Origin of the sequence: Acidovorax sp. 69 (assembly GCF_002797445.1) — a bacterium.
Taxonomy (GTDB): Bacteria; Pseudomonadota; Gammaproteobacteria; order Burkholderiales; family Burkholderiaceae_C; genus Acidovorax.
In genome coordinates, this window is sequence record NZ_PGEP01000001.1 from 1784759 (window position 1) to 1807194 (window position 22436).

The window sequence follows — 22436 nt, forward strand, 5'->3', positions numbered from 1 at the left end:
GAGCTTCATGCGCTTTTCTGACAAGCGCATGAAGCTCTTTTTATGCCAAGTCCCGATTCAGGGCATACGCCCTGGGTCTGGCTTAGCGGCGGTATGGGCGACGCTGATCGCGGTCTTCGCCGACCTCGTGGCCGATGAGGGCGCCCGCAGCGGCGCCCCCGATGGTGCCCACCGGTCCGCCAAAGACGGCGTTGCCGGCCACACCGCCGATGACGGCGCCTACGCCGGTGCCGACCTGGGCTCCCGAGGGATTGGAAGCGCAACCACCGAGTGCCAGGGCTGCCGTGCAGGTGGTCGCGAGAAGGATGTGACGGATGTTCATGGCAAGAGTCCTTTGTGTATGGGGAATCAGGCCGTGAAGCTCAGCGGCGAGTGCCACTGAAGTTCGACCTGTGCCTTGACTATCGGCGCACTGCCGGGTTGCGGGTGTAGGCAGCATGGGGCGCTGCCTGTAGGACAGGTGGCTTTGTCGTGAGGGCGCCAAGAGCGCGGGTCTAAGGGTTTACGTTGCACCGGGGGCTGTTGCCAAGAAGGTGGCGCGGGCAGATCATTTCTTTGCCCTACACAACTTACACAAGGACACGCGATGAACCAGCAAACACAGCAGGCCGGCCGGGGAGGGCTGGGCGCCCAGTGGACGGTGGCGCAGCAGATCGGGTTGATTGTGGGGGTGGCCATCCTTGCCCTGGTGGTCATCCTGGCGCTGAGTCTGGTGCGCGTGCAGCACCTGGGCTCCACGGTGGACCGCTTGGCGACTGAGCAGGTTGAGCGGCTGCAACTGGCCCTGCGTTGGCGCAGCAACATCGCTGTCAACTCCACGCGCGTGTTTTCCATCGTCCAGTCCGAAGGCGATGACCTGCAGAACTATTTCAAGGACGCGGTGGCAGCCACTACGGCCGACACGAGCAAGGTGCAAAAGCGGTACACCGAACTGGAGAGCAGTGCGGAGGGGCTGCGCATCCAGGACGAACTGGGGGTGGTGCGCAAGCCCTACCTGGAGGCCCGTGACAAGGCGCTGGCGCTGAAGAAGGCGGGCGACATGGCCCAGGCCAAGGCCTTTGCGCTGGGCAGTTTTGCACCCGTGGTGGACCAGTACAACGCGGTGGCCGACAAGATGGTGAACTACCAGGTGCAGCGTTCGGCCGAGCAAGCCGCCGAGGCGGCTGGGCTCATCCAGTCCTACCGCATGACGGTGCTGATTGCGGGCGTTGCGGGGCTGTTGCTGTTGGTGGTGCTGTCGTGGGTGGTGGTGCGGCGCATCCGCCGTTCACTCGGTGAAGTGAGTGCGGTCGCGCAGCGTATCGGGGAGGGCGATTTGTCGCAGCCCGTCCATGCCCACGGGCGGGGCGAGGTGGCCGACATGATGCGGGCGATGGAAGCCATGCAGATATCGCTGGTGCGCATTGTGGGTGATGTGCGCCAAAGCAGCGACAGCATTGCGACGGGCTCCAGCGAAATCGCTACGGGCAATGCCGACCTCAGCCAGCGCACCGAAGAGCAGGCCAGCAACCTGCAGCAGACCGCGGCGTCGATGGAGCAGATCACCAGCACCGTGAAGAACAACGCCGACACCGCGCAGCGTGCTGCGGTGCTGGCCGGATCAGCCTCTGCCGCTGCCGTCCGGGGCGGTGAGGTGGTGGGGCAGGTAGTGACCACCATGCTGGATATCTCGACAGCATCGAAAAAAATCACCGACATCATTGCGGTGATCGACGGCATTGCGTTTCAGACCAATATCCTTGCGCTCAACGCGGCCGTGGAGGCAGCGCGCGCGGGTGAGCAGGGCCGGGGTTTTGCCGTGGTGGCCAGCGAGGTGCGCAGCCTTGCGCAACGCAGCGCCGAAGCCGCCAAGGAGATCAAGTCCCTCATCGGCGCGAGTGTGGAGAAGGTGGAAAATGGCACCCAGCTCGTGAGCAATGCCGGGCAGAGCATGGAAGACATCGTCTCCCAGGTCAAACGCGTGAGCGACCTGATTGGAGAAATCTCCAGCGCCACGGGCGAGCAGACCATTGGCATCAGCCAGGTGGGAGAAGCCGTGACCCAGCTGGATCAGGTCACGCAGCAGAACGCAGCCCTGGTGGAGCAGAGCGCCGCAGCGGCCGACAGCCTCAAACACCAGGCCGCGCGGCTGGCCGAAATCGTGAGTGTGTTCCGCCTGGAGCGCTAAGCACCTGTTCACAACACGGGGGCCGGCCCTTTCTACCGGGCTGGCCTACCGTGCGCGCCCCATCATCTAACCAGGCCGAAGGCAGATCGTGACCAGCAGCGATGCGTGTTGCACGGCCTTGAGGGAGTGAAGCGCGCGGGGCGCCAAATGCACGAAGTCGCCAGCATGCAGGTGTTGGGTGCTGCCGTCGCTGGCAAATTCGACCACCCCTTCGATGCACTGCACCGTGGCTTCGCCGGGGGTCTGATGCTCTTTCATGGATTTGCCGACCGGCAGCACCACGCGCATCACTTCGAGCTGGCCCGCTTTGAGGATGGCGGTGGTGGCGGTTTCCGGCAAAAGGTTGCCCAGAGGGCGCACGCTGACGACCTGACCGGATTGAGCGTGGAGTAGTGCCATGGCTTGCCTCCTTCCCATCGCAGGGATGGGCGTCTTGATGCAGGCTACTGTGCCTGCACTTGCCCTCCAGTGCAAGGCGCTGGACGGTGAATCGGGATTACACCGAGCGGCTGCGTGCGAGCGGCGGGTTTTTTGCGAAGTAGCGCGTGATTCCGCGCATCAGCGCATCGGCCAGTTGCTCCTGGTAGGCGCCGCTGCGCAGGCGCTTTTCCTCTTCGGGGTTGCTGATGAAGGCGGTTTCCACCAGCACGCTGGGGATGTCCGGCGCCTTGAGCACGGCAAAACCCGCCTGCTCCACACGGGGCTTGTGCAGCTTGCCCACATTGCCGATTTCGCCGAGCAGCACGCTGCCCAGCTTGAGGCTGTCATTGATCTGTGCGGTGGTGCTCATGTCGAGCAGCGCGCGTTGCACATGCTGGTCCTTCGACTGCACGTTGATGCCACCCACCAGATCGGCCTGGTTCTCCTTGTTGGCCAGCCAGCGCGCTGCCGTGCTGGACGCGCCACCCTGGCTCAGTGCGAACACACTCGCGCCCCGCGCCTCGGGGGTGGTGAAGGCGTCGGCATGGATGCTCACGAACAGGTCGGCCTGCACACGCCGCGCCTTTTGCACGCGGGTGCCCAGCGGCACGAAGTAATCACCATCGCGCGTGAGGAACGCGCGCATGGGGTTGCCACCCACGGTGGTGGCGTTGATGCGGTCACGCAGCAGGTGGGCCACGCGCAGCACCACGTCTTTCTCGCGGGTGCCAGCCGGACCGATGGCGCCGGGGTCTTCACCGCCGTGGCCGGGGTCCAGGGCCACGATGATGATGCGGTCGGTCTCGGTGGCCGTGGCGCGGTTGCCCGGGCGTGTGGGTGCGGCGGCAGAGGTGGGGGTTGGCGCCGCGGGGGGCGCTGCAGCCACAACGGGCGGTGATGTGGGCTGCGGCGCCGGCGCGGGGCCGTTGGCGCGCTGGGCGATCAGGTCACCCAGCGGGTCGTGCTCGGCGGGTGCTGTGGGCGCGCGGGGGGGCACCATCGGAGCCGCCGCCTGCGAAGTCGGAGCGTCGCGCAGGCGTTCAGCGATCAGGGCTTCCAGGGGATCGACAGGCGCGGCCGGGTACAGGTCGAACACCAGACGGTGCCGGTAGGCCGCAATCGGGGGCAGCGTGAACACCTGGGGGACGGCGGCCTGTTTGAGGTCCACCACCAGTCGCACCACCCCGGGTGCGTTTTGGCCTACCCGGATTCCTGCAATGTTGGGGTCGTCGGGCTTGACCTTGGCCACCAGTTCACGCAGCTCGGGGCTCAGGTCGATGCCTTCGATGTCCACCGCCAGGCGCGGTGGGGTGGTCACAAAAAACTGCTTGGCCACCAGCGCGCCGTCGGATTCGATGGTGACGCGCGAATATTCGGGCGCTGGCCATACGCGCACCGCCACGATGGTTGCGCCCCGGGCAATCTGCTGGGTGCCCAGCAACAGCACCAGGCTGCCAGCCTGCAGTACAGCGCGGCGTGACGGCACGGGGGCGGGATGAGCGGGCAGGGTGGGTTCGTTCACAGCGTCTCAGAGTCCTTGCAGCAAGGCACGTCCCGTGGGGGTGTGGGCGTGCAGCGTGACTTTCCTTTCGGTGTCGTCAATTGCTTCAATGTGTATAGCAAGGTCAGCAAGCGGCGTAAGCGCTGCAGCCTTTTCCGGCCATTCTGCCACCTTGAGGCCAGGGTTGGCAAAAATGTCCCTGAAACCGGCGTCCTCCCACTCGCGTGGGTCATCAAAGCGGTAGAAGTCAAAGTGCCAGATTTCCAGTCCGGGGGCTTCATGGGGTTCCACCACCGCGTAGGTGGGGCTTTTGATGCGGCCTTGAACACCCAGGGCCCGCAGCAGGTGGCGCACCAGCGTGGTTTTGCCCGCGCCCAGGTCGCCATGCAGGGTCAGGTAGGCATTGGTCAGCTGCGGCTGTGCCGCAAGCTGGCGTGCGAAGGCCTCGGTGTCAGCTTCGCTGTGCCAGATGAAATGGCGCGCGTTGGATGGGGGAGATTGGGTGGCGACAGCCTCGCTGCTTTCTACAATCTGGCCGGTATGTGGTGCAACAGTCAACTCGTTCCTCAAATGCAGGAGTGGGCCCGCGAACTGGGATTTTCCCAAATCGGCGTGGCGGGGGTGGACTTGTCCGCCGCAGAGCCCGGCCTTTCGGCCTGGCTGGCGCAGGGATTCCATGGCGAGATGCATTACATGGCATCGCATGGCCTCAAGCGCGCCCGCCCGGCCGAACTGGTGCCAGGCACCGTGAGCGTGATCACGGCGCGCATGGATTACTTGCCGCGCGACACGGGCGCGCAGGCGCCCGATGGCTGGCAGGCCTTCGAGCTGGGCCGGTTGGCGCGACCCCACGAAGGCATCGTCTCGGTCTATGCACGGGGACGCGATTATCACAAGGTGCTGCGCGCACGCCTGCAAAAGCTCAGCGATCGCATTGCCGAAGCCATCGGGCCCTTTGGCCACCGCGTGTTCACCGACTCCGCCCCGGTGCTGGAGGCCGAGCTGGCTGCGCGCAGCGGCCAGGGCTGGCGTGGCAAGCACACGCTGGTGCTCAACCGCGAGGCGGGGTCCATGTTTTTTCTGGGCGAGATTTACGTGGACATGGCACTGCCCGAGAGCACGCCCGTCACCGCGCACTGCGGCAGTTGCAGTGCGTGTATCGACGTGTGCCCCACGCAGGCCATCATTGCACCGCACCGTATCGATGCGCGGCGCTGTATCTCGTACCTCACCATCGAGCATGCGGGTGCGATCCCGCTGGAGCTGCGGCCATTGCTGGGCAATCGCATCTATGGCTGCGACGACTGCCAGCTGATTTGCCCCTGGAACAAATTCGCCCAAGTCAGCCGCCTGTCGGATTTTGATGAGCGCAAAGGGTTGTCGGGCCAGCAACTGGTGCATTTGTTCGCGTGGGACGAGGCCACCTTTTTGCGCATGACCGAGGGCGGGCCGATCCGGCGCATCGGGCATGAGCGCTGGCTGCGCAATGTGGCGGTAGCGCTGGGCAATGCGCTGCACGCCACGGCGGACGAAACGCTGCGCGTCGCCCTGCAATCGCGCGAGCAGGACGACAGCCCCCTGGTGCGTGAGCATGTGGCCTGGGCGCTGGGCCGGGGTAAAAATGGCCTGTAGCGCTTTATTTATAAGCGCGAGAAGCTATTAAAAAGTGAGCTTAATGGCGCTGCAAGCGCTTACCGAGCCAGCAGCCCGGTGTCCTGAAGTGTGGACACCAGTCCCTGCGCGAACTGTGCATACCCTGAGGCATTGGCATGTATCTGGTCGGACCGCAGGTGGTCCTGTGCCAGCACCCCGGCCCAGCCCTTGCTGTGCAGCGGAATCTTCAGCTCGTCTGCAATCTCTTCATACATGGCGTGGTCACTCAGCCGGCCCATAGTGGCCATCAGCGACAACTCGGGCACGGCCACCAGCAGCACCTGGGCGCCGCTGGCGCGGGCTTCCGAGCAGATGCGCACGATGTTCGCGCGTGTGGCAGCGGCATTCTGGCGGCGCAGAAAGTCGTTGCCGCCGATGCTCACGATCACCAGCGCGGGCTGGTGCTGCAGTAGCAGACCCGGCAAGCGGTTGAGCGCCTGGGCCGAGGTGTCGCCCGAGACACCACCGCTGATCACCTTCCAGCCTGTCAGGTGCTGCAGCACGGTGGGGTAGGCGGTGTCGGCCGAGGCCCCCACACCCGAGGTCAGCGAGTCGCCCAGGGCGAGCGCTGTGGCACCGGGGGGCACGATGTGGGTGCGGGGTGTTTTGCGGCCGCAGGCGGCCAGTGGTGCCAGCAGCGCGGTCATCAGTCCCGCCGCGAGCACGCTCCGGCGTGAGGGGCGGGTGGCGCCTTGTGGGGGCTGTGATTCGCGCGCGGCCTTCATCGCAAGAACCCCAGCGCAAAAGGCAGGCTGACAACGCCCAGCAGCGTGGACAGCGTCACCAGCCCTGCCACATACGGTCCGTTGTAGCCCATGCGCGCCGCGAGCACATAGCAGGTCGATGCCGTAGGCAGGGCCGAAAAGGCCAGCAGTACCGTGGTCTGCACGGGGTCCAGCCCAAAAAGCCGCGCCATGGCAAAAGCCAGCAGGGGCTGCACCAGGTGGCGGATGGCCAGCACCGACACGCTCAACGCCTTGCCCCGCGTGAGCAGGCCAAACTGCAGCCCGGCCCCGGCGGCCATCAGCCCCAGGGCCAGCGATGCGGCGCTGATGCGGCTGACCGTGGGCACTGCCCACTCAGGGATCTGAAAGCCCAGCAGGTTGGCCGCCAGACCCGACCCGGTGGCAATGATCAACGGGTTGCGCACCAGTTCGCGCGCAAAGCTGTGCTGGCCCTGGCGCGCCATGGGCCACACGGCCGCCACGTTGAACAGCGGTACGCACACGCCGATCAGCACGGCAATCATCAACAGGCCCTGGGTGCCCGCCAGCCGCTCGGCAATCGCCAGGCCAATGAAGGAGTTGAAGCGGAATGCCACCTGCGCACTGGCGGCGTGGTCGCGCACATCGAGGCGTTTGCCCAGCCAGGGCCAGTGCGGCAGGCTGTAGGCCAGTGCAATTCCGATGACGCCCGACAGCATGCCGGCGGCAATCAATCCCGATGCAGCGCCGACGTCCACCGGGCTTTTGACGATGGACTGGAACAGCAGCACCGGAAAGAGCAGGTAGTACACCAGGCTCTCCACCGGCTGCCAGACTGAGCGGTTGAGGGCGGTGTAGCGGCAGATCAGGTAGCCGCACAGGATGAGAGAGAAATCGGGGAGCAGGAGCTGGGCGTAGTTCACGGGGTGAGAATACTTGATCCTCGACAAGCTCTCCGGGTTAGCCCTTATGTGGAATCCGCAGGCAGTTTTTGCGTCCGTTGGGCATACCATCGGCGCTGTTTGTTACCCGCACGAAGGAGAACTCCATGCATCGTCGTCAATGGCTTGCGCTGACCGTACTGGCTGCTGCAGCCGGATCTGCCGCCGCACAAGGCTACCCCAACAAAGTGATCCGTCTGGTGGTGCCCTTTGCACCCGGCGGCACCACCGACATCATTGCGCGCGTGATCGCGGAGCCCCTGGGTCGCGCCCTGGGCCAGAGCGTGATCGTGGACAACAAGGCCGGTGGTGGCGGCATTGTGGGTGCGGCTGAGCTGGCCCGCGCCACGCCCGACGGCTACACGCTGGGTGTGGCCACCGTGTCCACGACGGCGGCCAACCCTGCCATCAACCCCAAGACGCCGTACAACCCGCTGACGGACTTCACGCCCATCATCAACATCGCGGCCACGCCCAACATCATTGCCGTGAACCCAAGCTTTCCGGCCAAGGACTACAAGTCGTTCGTGGCCGAACTCAAGAAGTCGCCCGGCAAGTATTCGTACTCGTCGTCGGGCACCGGCGGCATCGGCCACCTGCAGATGGAGCTGTACAAGAACCTCTCAGGCACCTTTGTGACCCATATTCCCTACCGCGGCGCGGGCCCTGCCCTGAACGACACCGTGGCGGGTCAGGTTCCGATGATTTTTGACAATCTGCCTTCGGCCCTGCCGTTCATCAAGGAAAACCGCCTGGTGCCCATCGTGGTGGCTGCACCCCAGCGCGTGGCAGCCTTGCCCAATGTGCCCACCTTCAAAGAGTTGGGCCTGGAGCCGGTGAACCGCATGGCTTACTACGGCATCGTGGGCCCCAAAGGCCTGCCCAAGGACGTCGTGGACAAGATCAACGCGGGTGTGCGCAAGGCGCTGGAAGATGCTGCCGTGAAAAAGCGCATTGAAGACACCGGCTCGCTGGTGGTGGGCAACACCCCTGAGCAGTTTGCCGAGCAGATCAAGGCGGAGTTCTCGGTCTACAAGGATGTGGTGGTCAAGCAGAAGCTGACGCTCGAATAAGCGCGGCGCCATCCAATCCAAAGCCGCCCTTTGCCCGGGCGGCTTTTTTACGTGCTATGGTTTTTACATGTTGACCCCCAGCCTTGATGCCATAGACACCTTTGTGGATGCCCTGTGGCTGGAGGACGGTCTTTCGCGCAATACGCTGGCCGCTTACCGGCGCGACCTGACGTTGTATGCGCAATGGCTGTCAGACCAGCAACCGTCCCTCGCGCTCGACGACACCGCCGAGCACCACCTGAACGCCTACTTTGCAGCCCGCCACGCACAGACCCGTGCCACGTCAGCCAACCGGCGCCTCACCGTGCTGCGCCGCTACTTTCACTGGGCACTGCGTGAGCGGCGCATCACGGCCGACCCCACGGTGCGGCTTCAGGCCGCGCGCCAGCCCCTGCGTGTGCCCAAGACGCTCTCCCAGGCCCAGGTGGAGGCTTTGCTGACGGCGCCTGATCTGGGCAACCCTTTGGGGCTGCGCGACCGCACCATGCTGGAGCTGATGTACGCCAGCGGTCTGCGTGTGACTGAACTGGTCACGCTGAAGACATTTCAGCTCGGACTCAATGAAGGCGTGTTGCGCGTGATGGGCAAAGGCAGCAAGGAGCGCCTGGTGCCCTTTGGCGAAGAAGCCCGGCAATGGCTGGATCGCTACCTGCACGAAGCCCGGGGTGTCATCCTGGCCGGGCAGCAGACGGATGACCTGTTTGTGACCCAGCGCGGCAGCGGCATGACGCGCGTGATGTTCTGGGTCATCGTCAAGAAATGGGCCCAGGTGGCGGGTATTACCGTGCCGCTGTCGCCGCACACGCTGCGCCACGCGTTTGCTACCCATCTGCTCAACCATGGTGCTGATCTGCGCGTGGTGCAGTTATTGCTGGGCCATGCCGACATATCCACCACCACCATCTACACCCATGTGGCACGAGAGCGGCTCAAGTCGCTGCATGCGCTGCATCATCCACGTGGATAGCGGTGGTGGCGTGGGTGGCCCTCGTTTTGTATTCGCATCGACAAGAAAGTACCGTATGAAGAAACTGATTCTTGGCGCCTGCCTGCTGGGCGCCACCGCGCTGGCCATGGCCCAGGCCTGGCCCGCGGCCAAACCCGTTCGCATCATCGTGGCCTACCCGGCCGGTGGCGTGAGCGATAACGTTGCGCGGGCACTGGCCGACAAGCTGGCCGTGCAATGGGGCACGCCCGTGGTGATTGAGAACAAGGCGGGTGCCAGTGGCAGCCTGGGTGTGGATGCCGTGGCCAAGGCGGCACCCGATGGCTATACCCTGGGTTTTGCTGCCGTGAGCCCGCTGGCGCTGAACCCGCACCTGGGCAAGTCGCCCTTCGATGCGCAAAAGGACATTGCCCCGGTGGTCAGCGTGATGTACTCGCCAGTGCTGCTGCTCGGTACTGCTGCCAACAAGGCGACGGATTTCAAGGACCTGCTCACCACAGCGCGGGCCAGGCCCGGTGCGGTGCGCTGGGCAACGTCTGGGCAGGCGTCGCTGGGGCACATCATGCTGGAGCAGATCCAGGCGGTGGCGCAGGTACAGATCACGCACATCCCTTACAAGGGCGGTGGCCAGCAGATGAATGATGCCCTGGGAGGGCAGTTCGAAGTGTTGTCGACCAATGCCGGTGCAGCGGTGCTGCAACACATCAAGGCGGGCAAGCTCAAGCCGCTGGCCGTGGGGGCGCCTGCGCGGCTCGATTCACTGCCCGATGTGCCCACGCTGGCCGAGCTGAAACAACCGGCCGCCAACCTGTCGTCGCTGTTTGGCATTTATGCCCCGGCGCAGACGCCGCCGGCGATCATTGCGCGCATCAATGCGGAGGTGAACAAGGCGCTTGCCTTGCCCGACATTCGCAGCAAGCTCGACGCCACGGACAACGTGCCCACCGGCGGCACTACGGCGGAGTTCGCGCGCCAGATTGCGCAGGAGTCCGAGAGCAACGCACGCATCATTCGCTCGGCCGGCATCCAGGGAAACTGAGTCTGCGCATCGGGTTATGCAGCGCTGAAAGCGCCACAGGCCCTGGGGTTGCCAGGGCCTGTGCAGCGAGCGTGAGCGAGGTGAGGGCGATTGCTATTGCTACTCTTCGTTCAGGCTTTCGGCCCATGTCAGGGCCTGCAAGTGGGCCCAGTTGACCTGGCGGTTGGACAGGTGCAAGGCGTCTGCGTTTTTGGCAAAGGCCACTTCATCGCCACTTTCGCAGGCTTTGGTCAGATCCAGGAACGGGGCAAACACACCGGTGCCACGCAGCAGTGCATCCATCACGGGTTCAGGCAAGGCCACCGATTCGAGGGCTTTTTCCAGCGGTACGCCCAGCATGGTGTCGAGCAGCGAGAACACGCCCACCACAAAGGCGTTGTCGCACTCCTCGGGCGGCAGCAGCTCGGCCGCCAGCAGCTCCATGAGGCGGCCGCGCACGACGGCGGTCTGGCCCACGGCGGGCGGTGCACCTCCGGCGCGCGATGTGGTCATCAGCAGCGCCGCCCAGCGGAACAGCTTCTTGAGACCCAGAATCATGACCGCATGGCGGAACGAGGTGATCTCGCACGACAGACCAAAACCCGACGAGTTGATGAAGCGCAGCAGGTTGAAAGACAGCGTGGGGTCTTTCTTGAGCAGGTCTTCGATCTCGGCGGTGCTGGCCTGTTTACGCACCAGGTTGATCAGCTGGATGATGGTGGCCTGCGAGGGGCGAATCGTGGTGGCTTTCACCAGCGAAGGCAGGGCAAACCAGTAGCCTTGGTACAGCTTCACCCCCAGGTCGCGCATCAGTTCGTACTGCTCGGCGGTTTCCACCTTTTCAGCGACCAATGTGGCCTTGCTGTGTGTTGTCGCAAATTTGACCAGCGGGGCCGCCAATTCAGGCTTGAAAGCCTGCATGTCCAGCTTGATGAAGGCGGCCAGGGGCAGCCAACTGGTGTAGGCGCGGCGCAGGGCCTGCTGGTCGAACGCGAGGCGAAAGCCCCTGGTGCGCAAGGCTTCCAGTGTGGGTATGCGGCCTTCGATCTCTTCAGCGGTGGCGCCCTCGGGCAGCGGTGGGACTTCCAGCACCACCTTTTCGGGGTGGATCAGCTCCAGATGGCCGCCTGAAAGGCTGTCATGGGTGCAGTTGATGAAGACGGTTTTTTTGCCCACCAGGGCTTCGGTGCCCGCGTATGAGAGAGCATTGAACAACAGCGCAGCATCGCTGGCGGCCGTGTGCGAATCCGAAGCCGTGGAGCGATCGAACAGCTCATAGCCATAGACTGCGCGGCTTTCGTCCACGATGGCCTGGCGGGCAATGATGGCAAGGTTTTCGTCGACGGGTTCCACCGCAGGGGATGCCGCTTCCGGGGTGTCTTGTTCAGGTGTACTCGACATGGGGTCTGCTGTAGTGAAGGGCTGTGCTCTGAGAACGTCAATAGGTTCTTGGAGATTCTAGACCCGCAGGCCCTCGCCGCGAACCTTTGCTTGGCAATAGGCCCTGATGCGTGCAGGCAGTGCTTGGGCTACTCGGTGAGATGGTCTGCCCAGGCGAGGGCTTGCAGGTGTGCAAAGTTGATCTGCTGGCTGGTCAGGTGCAGCAGGCCAGCCGCCCGGTCAAAAACCGCATCGTCGCTGGATTCGCAAGCTTCTGCCAGGGTGAGCAGATCCCCCAGAAATCCCTCACGCCGCAGCAGTGCCGCTGTAACGGTCTCTGGCACATTGAGCAGGCCAATGGCCGACTCCATGGGCATGGACAGCATCACATCCAGCAACGAGAAGATACCCACCACAAAGGCCTGGTCGGCTTCTTCGGGGGGCAGGGTCTCCAGCGCCAGCAGTTCCATGAGTCGTCCTCGCACGACGGCCGTGTGGCCCACCGAGGACGGCGTGCCGCTATTGCGCGACGCGGTCAGTAGCAGCGCTGCCCAGCGAAACAGCTTCTTCAGACCCATGAGCATCACCGCTTGGCGGAAGGAGGTGATCTCGCGCGTCAGCCCAAAACCTGCCGAGTTGATCAGGCGCATCAGGTTGAAGGCCAGGCCTGCGTCTTTCTTGAGCACTTCTTCAATGTCGTCGGTACTGGCCTGTTTACGCACCTGATTGATGAGTTCAATGATGCTGGTTTGTGCAGGCGTCAGCAGCTTGGCCTCGACCAACGAAGGGCGCGCAAACCAGTAGCCCTGAAACAGTTGCACCCCCTGGCTGGACACCATGTCGTACTGCTGGGCCGTTTCGACCTTTTCAGCGATCAGCTCGGCCTTGGAATGGCGCCCTGCGTAGCTGATCAGCACGGCCAGCTGGTCAGGTGCCAGCGCCGACAGGTCGAGCTTGATGTAGTCCGCCAGCGGCAACCAGGGGGCATAGGCCGATTGCAGAACCGTGTGGTTGAACGCCAGGTGAAAACCACGTTCACGCAGCTCAGCCAGGATGGGCATGCGGGTCGCAACTTCTTCGGAGGCCGTGTGGCCCAGCGGCGGGATCTCCAGCACCACTTTGTCGGGCTCGAGTAGTTCCAGGTGTCCCCCGGAGAGGCTCTCGTGGGTGCAATTGACGAAGATAAGTTTTTTGCCCACCAGCTCGTCGGTGCCCGCATGTGAAAGCGCCGTGAAAACCAGGATGACATCGGTAGCCGCCGTGTGTGCGGCCCCGTTGCGTGATCGGTTGAACAGCTCATAGCCAACCACCACCTGCTGTGCATTCACGATGGCCTGTCTTGCGATCATGGCGACCGATGACTGGTTGCCTGGGGTCGGCGCTGGGGAGTCCCGGTGGCGGAGAGTGAGGTCATGGGCGTGTTCGTGAAGGGTGAGACGGAGCCCCGTTGCAGGGGCCGCGGCGGATTGTAGGAGCCATCGTATTCTGTGTGCGCTGTGGCGTCAGACCTGTTGTAGCCAACGCAGCTCGGCGTCGCTGAAGCCCGCGCTGCGTCGCGCAGATTCATTGAACGGAGGCTTCAGGCGAGGGGCTTCATATTGTTTTACCAGGGTGCCATAGTGGGTTTCAGGGTCTTGGCCTTCGCGCTCGCACAGCCACCTGTACCAGTGGTTGCCAATGGCCACATGTCCGACCTCGTCGTGCAAGATGGTGTCCAGGATGGTCACGGCAGCCAAGGCATCCGGGGTTCCGACCTGTCTCAGTTTGGCCTGGATTTGCGGGGTGGCGTCCAGCCCGCGCGCCTCCATGGTGCGTGGCACGAGGGCCATGCGTGCAAGGACATCATGCTGCGTTTTCTCGCACATCGTCCACAGGCCCTGGTGGGCTGGAAAGTCGCCATAGTCATGCCCCTGGGCGCGCAGGTGGTCGCGCAACAGGCGAAAGTGCCGGGCCTCTTCACCGGCCACCAGCATCCAGTCGGTGTAGTAAGCGTGGGGCATGCCGTCAAAGCGCCACACAGCATCGAGCGCCAGGTTGATGGCATTGAACTCGATGTGGGCGATGGCGTGGATCAGGATGGCACGGCCTTCTGCGCTGGCGGGAGACCGCCGGGCCAATTCGTTATGGCGCAACAGCTCAGGGCGCGCAGGCCGGCCGGGCAGGGTGTCCGGGTTGGCAGGGGCCGGAGGGGCTGAATCTGCTATTGAAAGCGTAGCTGCTTGCGCATACAAATCCAGCGCTGCAGCCGCTTTTTGTTCAGGGTCAGCAAGGCACAAGACCTGCAGTGCGCGTTGGCGAAGCTCCATCCTTACAATTCTAGGCCTTGCTATGGGCCCCAAGGCACACGCTTTGTAACGACTGGCGACTTCCCGGGGCCTGCGCAGGCACAGGCTTTTTCTCTTTTTTGGAGTGGTGCATGGCGATTTACGAACTCGATGGTGTGGCGCCGCAATTGGCTGCATCGGCCTGGGTGGCCGACAGCGCGCAAGTGATGGGCAACGTGGTCCTTGGCGAAGATGTCAGCGTGTGGTTTGGCACGGTGATCCGCGGTGACACCGAGAGCATCACGATTGGCGCGGGCTCCAACATTCAAGACGCGAGCGTGCTGCACGCGGACATTGGCAAACCCCTCGTGGTGGGTGAGCGGGTGACGGTGGGCCACCAGGTCATGCTGCACGGCTGCACCATCGGGGACGAATCTTTGATCGGCATTGGCGCCGTGGTTCTCAATGGCGCGAAGATTGGCAAGAACTGTCTGGTGGGTGCCGGTGCGCTGGTCACTGAGGGCAAGGAGTTTCCCGATGGTTCCATGATCATCGGCAGCCCCGCCAAGGCCGTTCGCGAGCTGACGCCAGAGCAGATCGAAGGCCTGCGCGAGAGCGCGCAGCACTACATCGACAACGCGCGCCGCTTTCAAAACGGCCTGCACAAAATCGGCTGAGCACCGCTGCCGTTCATTTTTTCTCCTGGAACCCCTGCGTGTCTGAACTCCACAAGTTTCTTTTCGATGGTTTGCCCGTGCGCGGCATGATCGTGCGCCTCACCGATGCCTGGACCGAGATCCTGAGTCGCCGCGCGGGCAATTCCGCCACCGGCGCTTACCCCGCGCCCGTGAGCGAACTGCTGGGCGAGATGGCCGCAGCGGGGGTGCTGATGCAGTCCAACATCAAGTTCAATGGAGCGCTCGTGCTGCAGGTTTTTGGCGATGGCCCTGTGAAACTGGCAGTGGCCGAAGTGCAATCGGACCTGAGCCTGCGCGCCACGGCCACCCTCAAGGGCGAAGTGGCTGACGGCGCGCGTTTGAGCCAGATGGTCAATGTGGGTGGTGGTGGTCGCTGTGCCATCACGCTGGACCCCAAAGATCGGCATCCCGGCCAGCAGCCCTATCAGGGCGTGGTGCCATTGCATGGCGACCAGCATGAAAAGCTCGACCGCTTGTCGGATGTGCTGCAGCACTACATGCTGCAGTCTGAGCAACTCGACACCATTCTGGTGCTTGGGGCCAACGAAAAGGTCGCTGCAGGCCTTTTGATCCAGCGCATGCCGATCAAGGGCGAGGGCAATCTGGCTGCAGGCCTCACGCACCGCGAGAACGAAGACCAGATCGGTCACAACGAAGACTACAACCGCATCGCCCATCTGGCTGCCAGCCTCACGCGCGAAGAGCTTTTGACGCTGGACGTAGACACCATCCTGCGCCGCCTGTTCTGGGAAGAAAAGCTGCTGCGCTTTGAGCCCCAGCAGGGTGATCGTGGTCCCCGCTTTGCCTGCACCTGCACGCTCGAACGGGTCCGCAACATGTTGCGCAGTCTGGGCGTTGAAGAGGCTGAGAGCATCCTGGCCGAGCGTGAGGACATTGAGGTGGGCTGCGAGTTCTGCGGCCAGCAGTACCGGTTTGATGCGGTGGACGCTGCGCAGATTTTTGTCTCCCCCGGTGCAAACCAGCCACCAGGGCCGACAGGCATTCAATAGGCGCGTTCGACGCCTGGCTGCGGAATCAGAGGCGCGCCTTTGGCTTGCGTCTGAAAGCATCGGCCAGCGGGCTCCCGTGGCTGTGTCTGGCTGACCATCGTTGACAATCGCCAGCGTCTTCCCCGCCTAAGATCCATCCACCCTCAGTGGCGTTGACCACTGCGCATGGGATCGGCGCAAAGTCTGCGTCGCCGGGCTGTATCGGACCGTTGATGGATTGAGCGAGAGGGGTGGGTGTCATGGAGTTTTTTCGTCGTGTTCTTGGCGCTCGCCGTGCAGGCTTGGCTGCGCCACCGCTGGCGTTGTTTGATGGCTCTGTAGCACCGGATTCGCTGCGCGCCGACACCTTGCTGGCCGCCCTGGACATCGATGCCGCCATCAATGCCCATGAGCGCTGGAAGGTCCGTCTGATGGACTACCTCGAAGGCCGTACCTCCGTGGGGCTGGACCCGGCCCTGATACGCCGTTCTGATCACAGCGCTCTGGGGCGCTGGTTGCATGGTGTGGGAGGCGAGTTGCTAAGGGACCAAGCCGCTTACCCGTTGTTGATGGCGCGCCACCAGTATTTTCACGAACAGGCCGCAACACTGATTGAACTGGCCCAACTGGGGGAGTGGGACCGGGCGGTGCAGGTGCTCAACGGCGGGTACCGCTATGGCTCCAGTCAGGTGGTGCTGTTGCTCAAGGAACTCAAACGCGGGCTGGTGTGAGCAACGTGTACCTGGCGGTCGCTGGTTTTACTGCTCCGGGGCTAAGCCCGGTGGTCCAACAGGGCGGTGAACAGGCGGTGCTCGCATTCGGGGTCGCTGCATTTTTCGCAGTCCCGGGTGCGCAGCCGGGTGGCACGTGCGCCTTGTTTCGTATCCGATAGGGCGCTTGCGCTGGATGATATTGTCTGATTTGCTATATTATTTATAGCAAAAAATGCGTTGTTGAAGCGCCTGGCTTCCCGCCCATATACGACCCGGTAAGACAATTTGGCGCTGTCCAAAGCGGAGCGCAACTTCGCGTCGATCGCCTCCTGCGACGGGCGATCGTAGAGAGGAAGGGGAAGATCCAGCCCCATCAGCAGGATCTGGTCCGCCGATCGGAGCAGCGTGATCCATGCGGCCAAACTGCTGGTTCCCGTAGCAATGCCTGCAGATGTCTCCCCACCGCCAAGGGGTGACGCAGGAGATAGATCGGGCCCCGTTAGGCAAAGAGCATCCCCCATCGAAGATGCATCCCTGATCTGCACCGAGCCCGCGTCTATCCGCTGCTGCAGCTCCAGTGCCAGAGCCTGTGCTCCAGTGTGGGGTGCCCCCAGCAGAATCACCAGGGGGCGTGGCGGGGAGGGGGGCGACACAGGCAGAAGGAGAGGGGGCAAAAATGGACCTCAGCGCAGTGAGGGCCGTGCTGACGTTCAGCGCGGCGTGAATTGCACGTAAACCTCATTGGGTTTGACCATGCCCAATTCGCTGCGTGCTTTTTCTTCCACCATGTTGAGCCCCTCCTTGAGGTCATGCACCTCGGAGGTCAGCCGCGCATTGACCTGCCGGGCCTGGTCATTGGCCGCCTTTTGGACATCGATCTGCCGCTGCATTTCGTTGACGCGCGGAATGCTGCCCCGCCCCAGCCAGAGCTGGGCGTGCAGCGCCCCCAGCAGGGCTAGCAGGATGACGGGCACGATGCGGGAGACCAAGGTGGGGCTAGCTCAGGCGAGGGGGGCTGCCGGGCTCAGCGCAGGTTGTAGAACGCAGCGCGGCCTGGGTATTGCGCGATGTCGCCCAGGTCTTCTTCGATGCGCAGCAGCTGGTTGTACTTGGCGATGCGGTCCGAGCGGCTGAGCGAGCCGGTTTTGATCTGACCTGCATTCGTGCCCACGGCGATATCGGCGATGGTGCTGTCCTCGGTCTCGCCCGAGCGGTGCGAGATCACGGCGGTGTAGCCGGCGCGCTTGGCCATCTCGATGGCGGCGAAGGTTTCGGTCAGCGTGCCGATCTGGTTGATCTTGATGAGGATCGAGTTGGCGATGCGCTTGTCGATGCCTTCCTTCAGGATCTTGGTGTTGGTCACGAACAGGTCGTCACCCACCAGTTGCACCTTGTCACCCAGGCGTTCAGTCAGGTGCTTCCAGCCGTCCCAGTCACCTTCGTGCATGCCGTCTTCGATGCTGATGATGGGGTACTTATCGACCCAGGCTGCCAGCATGTCCGTCCATTGCTCGGCAGACAGCTTCAGGCCGCCTTCGCCTTCCAGCACATACATCCCGTCCTTGTAGAACTCGCTCGCGGCGCAGTCCAGGCCCAGGGCAATTTGTTCGCCCGCCGTATAGCCAGCGGCTTCGATGGCTTGCAGAATGAGGCGGATGGCCGCTTCGTGGTTCTCCACGCTGGGTGCAAAGCCGCCTTCGTCGCCCACGGCGGTGCTCATGCCCTTGTCGTGGATGATTTTCTTGAGCGCGTGGAACACCTCAGCGCCCCAGCGTACCGCTTCGCGGAACGTGGGAGCCCCCACGGGGATGATCATGAACTCTTGCAGATCCAGGCTGTTGTTGGCGTGTGCCCCGCCATTGATCACGTTCATCATGGGCACGGGCAATTGCACGCTGCCCATGCCACCCAGGTAGCGGTACAGCGGCAGGCCCGATTCTTCGGCGGCGGCACGGGCTACGGCCATCGATACCGCCAGCATCGCGTTGGCGCCCAGGCGGCTCTTGTTCTCGGTGCCGTCGAGGTCGATCAGGGTCTTGTCCAGAAAGCCCTGTTCCGACGCATCCAGGCCCAGCACGGCTTCGGAGATTTCGGTGTTGATGTGTTCGACAGCCTTGAGCACGCCCTTGCCCAGGTAGCGGCTCTTGTCGCCATCACGCATTTCAATGGCTTCGCGGCTGCCGGTGGAGGCGCCGCTGGGCACCGCGGCGCGACCCATCACGCCCGATTCCAGCAGCACGTCGCATTCGACGGTGGGGTTGCCGCGGCTGTCCAGCACTTCGCGGCCTACGATGTCAACAATTGCGCTCATGTTTACTTACTCTCCAGGTTTATTGACTTTTGAGAGGCGTGCCGTTCAGCTCGCCTGATTGCAAAATTCGGGATTCGCCGCCGCTGATGTCGCGACGCACGACAAGGCTGCGGTGCAACCATTCGGTAGTGTTGCCGTTGACCTCGTAGCGGCAAGCGGTGAAGGTGCCTGCTGGCAAGGTGATGCTCTCCACACCCACGAACTTGACTTGGTCTTGTCGGGTGTGGGGTCCGGAATTCGGAGGGAACATTTCCGTGCGTGTGCCCTGGCCAGTGAAGGTGCGCGTTTCGCCCACACCCAACTCGACACGCCGATCTTCGTAGGGTGGAGTGTAGGTGGTGGTAGTGAACGATTGGGAGCCCTGCGCGGCCTCGGTTCCATAGAGGGCGACGACTGAAGACGGCTGAGTGAAGGCAGCTTGCGGGCTCAGCGGCTTCAAGTAGCGCGTGACGACGATGGAAACGGTGTTGCTCGTGGTTTCCACAAATTGCACCAGATCCGGAACGCCGTTGAAACTGGCATTGGTGGCGAGCACCGAGCCGGAAACCACTGGGCTGGCTGTGCCCTCTTTGAAGTTCAACTTGTATGAGGCTCCCGAAGCGTAGATCCCATTGTCAAAGCAGAGACCCTTCGTCAGTTCGGGGACATGAATGGGATTGTCGCTGCTTCCACCGCCACATGCGGAGAGAGTCAAGGCCGCTGAAATGACGAACAGCAAAGTCGATCGATTGTGAAGGATGGGCATTCGATGAAGTCTCCGTTCTTTTTCAGCCAATGGCTGTTTAAGTGCCCTCTACACACACCATGCGCATGATGGCCGCGCCTTCGCGGGCGGCCTTGGCTTTCTGGTATTCGGGCGTGTCGTAGAACGCGCGGGCGGCTTCAAAACTTGCGAACTTGAGGATCACCGTGCGGCCGGGATTCCAGTCGCCTTCGAGTACCTCGACCTTGCCGCCGCGCACGCACACTTCGGCTCCGTGGGCTTGCATGGCCAGGGTGCTCCACTTGCGGTACTCCTCGTACTGGGTGGGGTTGGTGACGGTGACGGATGCGATGACGTAACCACTGCTCATGTCTCAAACTCCAAAGTTGTTTTCTAGGAATCCGCTTTTCTTGGTGATGTCGTCCAGCGACACCAGCGTTTCCAGCAGCGCCCTCATGTGCTTCAGGGGCACGGCGTTGGGCCCGTCCGACCAGGCCTCTGCGGGCTTGGGGTGGGTTTCCATGAACAGGCCCGCCACACCAGCCGCCACGCCCGCCCGGGCCAGCACCGGCACCATGTCGCGCGCGCCACCGCTCACGGCACCCAGGCCGCCGGGTTTTTGCACCGAGTGGGTCACATCGAACACCACCGGCGCGCCGGAGTTTCGCATCTCGGCCAGGCTGGTCATGTCGGCCACGAGGTTGTTGTAGCCAAAGCTCACGCCACGCTCACAGGCGAGGAATCGGTCTTCTGACAGGCCGACTTCCGCCGCGGCAGCGCGGGCCTTGTCGATGACGTTTTTCATGTCCCAGGGCGCAAGAAATTGGCCCTTTTTGATGTTTACCGGCTTGCCCGACTGCGCCACAGCGCGGATGAAGTCGGTCTGGCGGCACAGGAAGGCGGGCGTCTGCAGCACGTCCACCACGCTGGCCACCTCGGCCACATGCGAGGTGTCGTGCACGTCGGTCAGTATGGGCAGCTGCAGCTGGCGGCGCACTTCATCCAGGATCTTCAGACCAGCGTCGATGCCGACGCCGCGCTTGCTGGTGCCGGACGAGCGGTTCGCCTTGTCGAACGAGCCCTTGTAGATCAAGGGAACGCCCAAGGCCGTGCAGGCTTCCTTGAGCTGACCCGCGACGTCGAGCGACATCTCCAGGCCTTCGATGGAGCAAGTGCCCGCGATCAGGAAGAAGCGCTGGTCCAGGCCGACGTTGAATCCGCACAGCTGCATGGGCTTTCCTTTCGATCAGGCTTTCGCCGCTTGCTGGTGTTCCACGGCCGCCTTGATGAAGGCATTGAACAGCGGATGGCCGTTCCAGGGCGTGGACTTGAACTCGGGATGGAACTGCACGCCGATGAACCAGGGGTGCACTGTCTTCGGTAGCTCCACGATTTCGGTGAGTTCCTCGCGCTGTGTGAGCGCCGAGATCACGAGCCCCGCTTTGCGCAGCTGGTCCAGGTAGTTCACGTTGGCTTCGTAGCGGTGGCGGTGGCGCTCGGTCACTACGTCGCCGTAGATGCTGTGGGCCAGCGTGTCCTTGGACACATCCGAGCTTTGCGCGCCCAGGCGCATGGTGCCGCCCAGGTCCGAGTTCTCATCACGCTTCTTGATGGTGCCGTCCGCATCCTTCCACTCGGTGATCAGTGCGATCACGGGGTGGGGGGTGGTGGGGTCGAACTCGGTGCTGTTGGCGTTGGCCAGGCCTGCCACATGGCGCGCGTATTCTATGGTGGCTACCTGCATGCCTAAGCAGATGCCCAGATAGGGTACCTTGTGCTCACGGGCGTAGCGTGCGGTGCTGATCTTGCCCTCGACGCCGCGAGCGCCAAAGCCGCCGGGCACGAGGATGGCGTCGTATTTTGCCAGCCGTGCCGTTACGTCAGCACTGTCGATGGTCTCGGAGTCAATGTGGTCGATTTTGACCCGCACATGGTTGCGCATGCCGGCGTGACGCAGCGCTTCGTTGACTGATTTATAGCTGTCCGACAGATCGACATACTTGCCGACCATGGCGATGGTGACTTCGCCTTGCGGGTGCTCGGTTTCATGGACCAGCTCATCCCAGCGCTTGAGGCTGGTGGGGGGCGTGTTCAGGCGCAGCTTGTCGCAAATGAGGCCGTCGAGACCCTGTTCGTGCAGCATGCGGGGCACTTTGTAGATGGTGTCCACATCCCACATGCTGATCACACCCCACTCAGGCACGTTGGTGAACAGCGAGATTTTCTCGCGCTCTTCGGTGGGCACGGGATGTTGGGCACGGCACAGCAACGCATCAGGCTGAATACCGATTTTGCGCAGCTCTTGCACGGTGTGTTGCGTGGGTTTGGTCTTGAGCTCGCCTGCGGTGGCAATCCACGGCAGGTAGGTCAGGTGCACGAAGGCGGCATTGTTGGGCCCCAGCTTCAGGCTGAGCTGGCGCACGGCTTCCAGGAAAGGCAGCGATTCGATGTCGCCCACCGTGCCGCCGATTTCCACAATGGCCACATCCACGGCATCGGGCGTTCCGATACCCGCGCCGCGCTTGATGAATTCCTGGATTTCGTTGGTGACATGGGGAATGACCTGCACGGTCTTGCCCAAGTAGTCGCCGCGGCGTTCCTTCTCCAGCACGGATTGGTAAATCTTGCCCGTGGTGAAGTTGTTGGTTTTCTTCATGCGCGTTTCGATGAAACGCTCATAGTGGCCCAGGTCCAGGTCGGTTTCTGCGCCGTCGTCGGTCACAAAAACCTCGCCGTGCTGGAAAGGAGACATGGTGCCCGGATCTACGTTGATGTAGGGATCAAGCTTGATGAGGGTGACTTTGAGTCCCCGCGATTCAAGGATCGCGGCAAGGGAGGCTGAGGCGATTCCCTTACCGAGGGAAGACACCACACCGCCGGTGACGAAGACAAATTTGGTCATGTCTTTTTTGGTGGTGGGAAATTGGGATTATAGATGGCGCCCCGGAGACACCC

Annotated in this window: 24 protein-coding genes; 8 read left to right on the forward strand and 16 right to left on the reverse strand. The window is 63.0% G+C overall.

The window, feature by feature from the left end; translation table 11 throughout:
* Positions 1-82: 82 nt before the first annotated feature.
* The gene (locus CLU85_RS08185; RefSeq protein ID WP_100409827.1) at positions 83-322 is read right to left on the reverse strand and encodes a glycine zipper 2TM domain-containing protein; all 240 of its coding nucleotides are present in this window, start codon (positions 320-322) and stop codon (positions 83-85) included.
* A 264-nt stretch (positions 323-586) separates the two neighbouring features.
* Here CLU85_RS08185 and CLU85_RS08190 point away from each other — a divergent pair, with 264 nt between their 5' ends.
* Positions 587-2167, forward strand: coding sequence for a methyl-accepting chemotaxis protein (locus CLU85_RS08190; RefSeq protein ID WP_100409828.1), 1581 nt, complete (start codon positions 587-589; stop codon positions 2165-2167).
* A gap of 66 nt (positions 2168-2233) precedes the next feature.
* Here CLU85_RS08190 and CLU85_RS08195 read toward each other — a convergent pair whose 3' ends face one another.
* The 3 genes from CLU85_RS08195 to tsaE form a co-directional block, all read right to left on the reverse strand.
* Positions 2234-2566, reverse strand: coding sequence for a cupin domain-containing protein (locus CLU85_RS08195; RefSeq protein ID WP_100409829.1), 333 nt, complete (start codon positions 2564-2566; stop codon positions 2234-2236).
* Between the two features lie 97 nt (positions 2567-2663).
* Entirely contained in the window at positions 2664-4109 is a 1446-nt protein-coding gene (locus CLU85_RS08200; RefSeq protein WP_100409830.1) for an N-acetylmuramoyl-L-alanine amidase, read from the reverse strand.
* Positions 4110-4115: 6 nt separating this feature from the next.
* The gene (gene tsaE, locus CLU85_RS08205) at positions 4116-4646 is read right to left on the reverse strand and encodes a tRNA (adenosine(37)-N6)-threonylcarbamoyltransferase complex ATPase subunit type 1 TsaE (protein WP_100409831.1); all 531 of its coding nucleotides are present in this window, start codon (positions 4644-4646) and stop codon (positions 4116-4118) included.
* Between the two features lie 12 nt (positions 4647-4658).
* Between tsaE and queG the strand changes: the two genes are divergently transcribed.
* Entirely contained in the window at positions 4659-5720 is a 1062-nt protein-coding gene (gene queG / locus CLU85_RS08210) for a tRNA epoxyqueuosine(34) reductase QueG (RefSeq protein WP_100409832.1), read from the forward strand.
* 59 nt (positions 5721-5779) lie between these two features.
* On the opposite strand, the gene CLU85_RS08215 is transcribed toward queG, so the two are convergent.
* On the reverse strand, positions 5780-6388 hold the full coding sequence (locus CLU85_RS08215) for a GDSL-type esterase/lipase family protein (RefSeq protein WP_100412438.1): 609 nt from the start codon (positions 6386-6388) through the stop codon (positions 5780-5782).
* 74 nt (positions 6389-6462) lie between these two features.
* A complete protein-coding gene (locus tag CLU85_RS08220; RefSeq protein WP_100409833.1) occupies positions 6463-7368 on the reverse strand; it encodes an AEC family transporter in 906 nt (301 codons plus the stop codon).
* Between the two features lie 125 nt (positions 7369-7493).
* Here CLU85_RS08220 and CLU85_RS08225 point away from each other — a divergent pair, with 125 nt between their 5' ends.
* From CLU85_RS08225 to CLU85_RS08235, 3 genes are all read left to right on the forward strand, one after another.
* A complete protein-coding gene (locus CLU85_RS08225) occupies positions 7494-8459 on the forward strand; it encodes a tripartite tricarboxylate transporter substrate binding protein BugE (RefSeq protein WP_100409834.1) in 966 nt (321 codons plus the stop codon).
* Between the two features lie 67 nt (positions 8460-8526).
* Entirely contained in the window at positions 8527-9426 is a 900-nt protein-coding gene (gene xerD, locus CLU85_RS08230) for a site-specific tyrosine recombinase XerD (protein WP_100409835.1), read from the forward strand.
* Positions 9427-9481: 55 nt separating this feature from the next.
* Entirely contained in the window at positions 9482-10444 is a 963-nt protein-coding gene (locus tag CLU85_RS08235; protein ID WP_100409836.1) for a tripartite tricarboxylate transporter substrate binding protein, read from the forward strand.
* Positions 10445-10543: 99 nt separating this feature from the next.
* Here CLU85_RS08235 and CLU85_RS08240 read toward each other — a convergent pair whose 3' ends face one another.
* The 3 genes from CLU85_RS08240 to CLU85_RS08250 all read right to left on the reverse strand — a co-directional run bounded on the left by CLU85_RS08240 (position 10544) and on the right by CLU85_RS08250 (position 14109).
* A complete protein-coding gene (locus CLU85_RS08240; RefSeq protein ID WP_100409837.1) occupies positions 10544-11824 on the reverse strand; it encodes an EAL and HDOD domain-containing protein in 1281 nt (426 codons plus the stop codon).
* Positions 11825-11952: 128 nt separating this feature from the next.
* Positions 11953-13152: an EAL and HDOD domain-containing protein gene (locus CLU85_RS08245; RefSeq protein ID WP_100409838.1), complete on the reverse strand. Its 1200-nt coding sequence runs from the start codon at positions 13150-13152 to the stop codon at positions 11953-11955.
* Positions 13153-13305: 153 nt separating this feature from the next.
* Positions 13306-14109 (reverse strand): ferritin-like domain-containing protein, encoded by an 804-nt coding sequence (locus CLU85_RS08250; protein WP_100409839.1) that lies wholly within the window; start codon positions 14107-14109, stop codon positions 13306-13308.
* 110 nt (positions 14110-14219) lie between these two features.
* Here CLU85_RS08250 and CLU85_RS08255 point away from each other — a divergent pair, with 110 nt between their 5' ends.
* The 3 genes from CLU85_RS08255 (at position 14220) to CLU85_RS08265 (ending at position 16485) form a co-directional block, all read left to right on the forward strand.
* Positions 14220-14744 (forward strand): gamma carbonic anhydrase family protein, encoded by a 525-nt coding sequence (locus CLU85_RS08255; RefSeq protein WP_100409840.1) that lies wholly within the window; start codon positions 14220-14222, stop codon positions 14742-14744.
* A gap of 38 nt (positions 14745-14782) precedes the next feature.
* Positions 14783-15775 (forward strand): Hsp33 family molecular chaperone HslO, encoded by a 993-nt coding sequence (locus CLU85_RS08260; protein ID WP_100409841.1) that lies wholly within the window; start codon positions 14783-14785, stop codon positions 15773-15775.
* Between the two features lie 239 nt (positions 15776-16014).
* Positions 16015-16485: a CZB domain-containing protein gene (locus tag CLU85_RS08265; protein ID WP_100409842.1), complete on the forward strand. Its 471-nt coding sequence runs from the start codon at positions 16015-16017 to the stop codon at positions 16483-16485.
* 41 nt (positions 16486-16526) lie between these two features.
* Here CLU85_RS08265 and CLU85_RS22975 read toward each other — a convergent pair whose 3' ends face one another.
* From CLU85_RS22975 to CLU85_RS08300, 7 genes are all read right to left on the reverse strand, one after another.
* Complete coding sequence (locus CLU85_RS22975) at positions 16527-16889, reverse strand: hypothetical protein (RefSeq protein ID WP_157803945.1); 363 nt, start codon at positions 16887-16889, stop codon at positions 16527-16529.
* Between the two features lie 288 nt (positions 16890-17177).
* On the reverse strand, positions 17178-17456 hold the full coding sequence (locus CLU85_RS08275) for a septum formation initiator family protein (RefSeq protein ID WP_100409844.1): 279 nt from the start codon (positions 17454-17456) through the stop codon (positions 17178-17180).
* A gap of 35 nt (positions 17457-17491) precedes the next feature.
* Positions 17492-18778: a phosphopyruvate hydratase gene (eno, locus tag CLU85_RS08280; protein ID WP_100409845.1), complete on the reverse strand. Its 1287-nt coding sequence runs from the start codon at positions 18776-18778 to the stop codon at positions 17492-17494.
* Between the two features lie 19 nt (positions 18779-18797).
* Positions 18798-19523, reverse strand: a complete 726-nt coding sequence (locus tag CLU85_RS08285) for a hypothetical protein (RefSeq protein ID WP_157803946.1) — start codon at positions 19521-19523, stop codon at positions 18798-18800.
* A 37-nt stretch (positions 19524-19560) separates the two neighbouring features.
* Positions 19561-19851: a DUF1330 domain-containing protein gene (locus CLU85_RS08290; RefSeq protein WP_100409847.1), complete on the reverse strand. Its 291-nt coding sequence runs from the start codon at positions 19849-19851 to the stop codon at positions 19561-19563.
* 3 nt (positions 19852-19854) lie between these two features.
* The gene (gene kdsA, locus CLU85_RS08295; protein WP_100409848.1) at positions 19855-20712 is read right to left on the reverse strand and encodes a 3-deoxy-8-phosphooctulonate synthase; all 858 of its coding nucleotides are present in this window, start codon (positions 20710-20712) and stop codon (positions 19855-19857) included.
* 15 nt (positions 20713-20727) lie between these two features.
* Positions 20728-22383, reverse strand: coding sequence for a CTP synthase (locus tag CLU85_RS08300; protein ID WP_100409849.1), 1656 nt, complete (start codon positions 22381-22383; stop codon positions 20728-20730).
* Between the last annotated feature and the right edge of the window lie 53 nt (positions 22384-22436).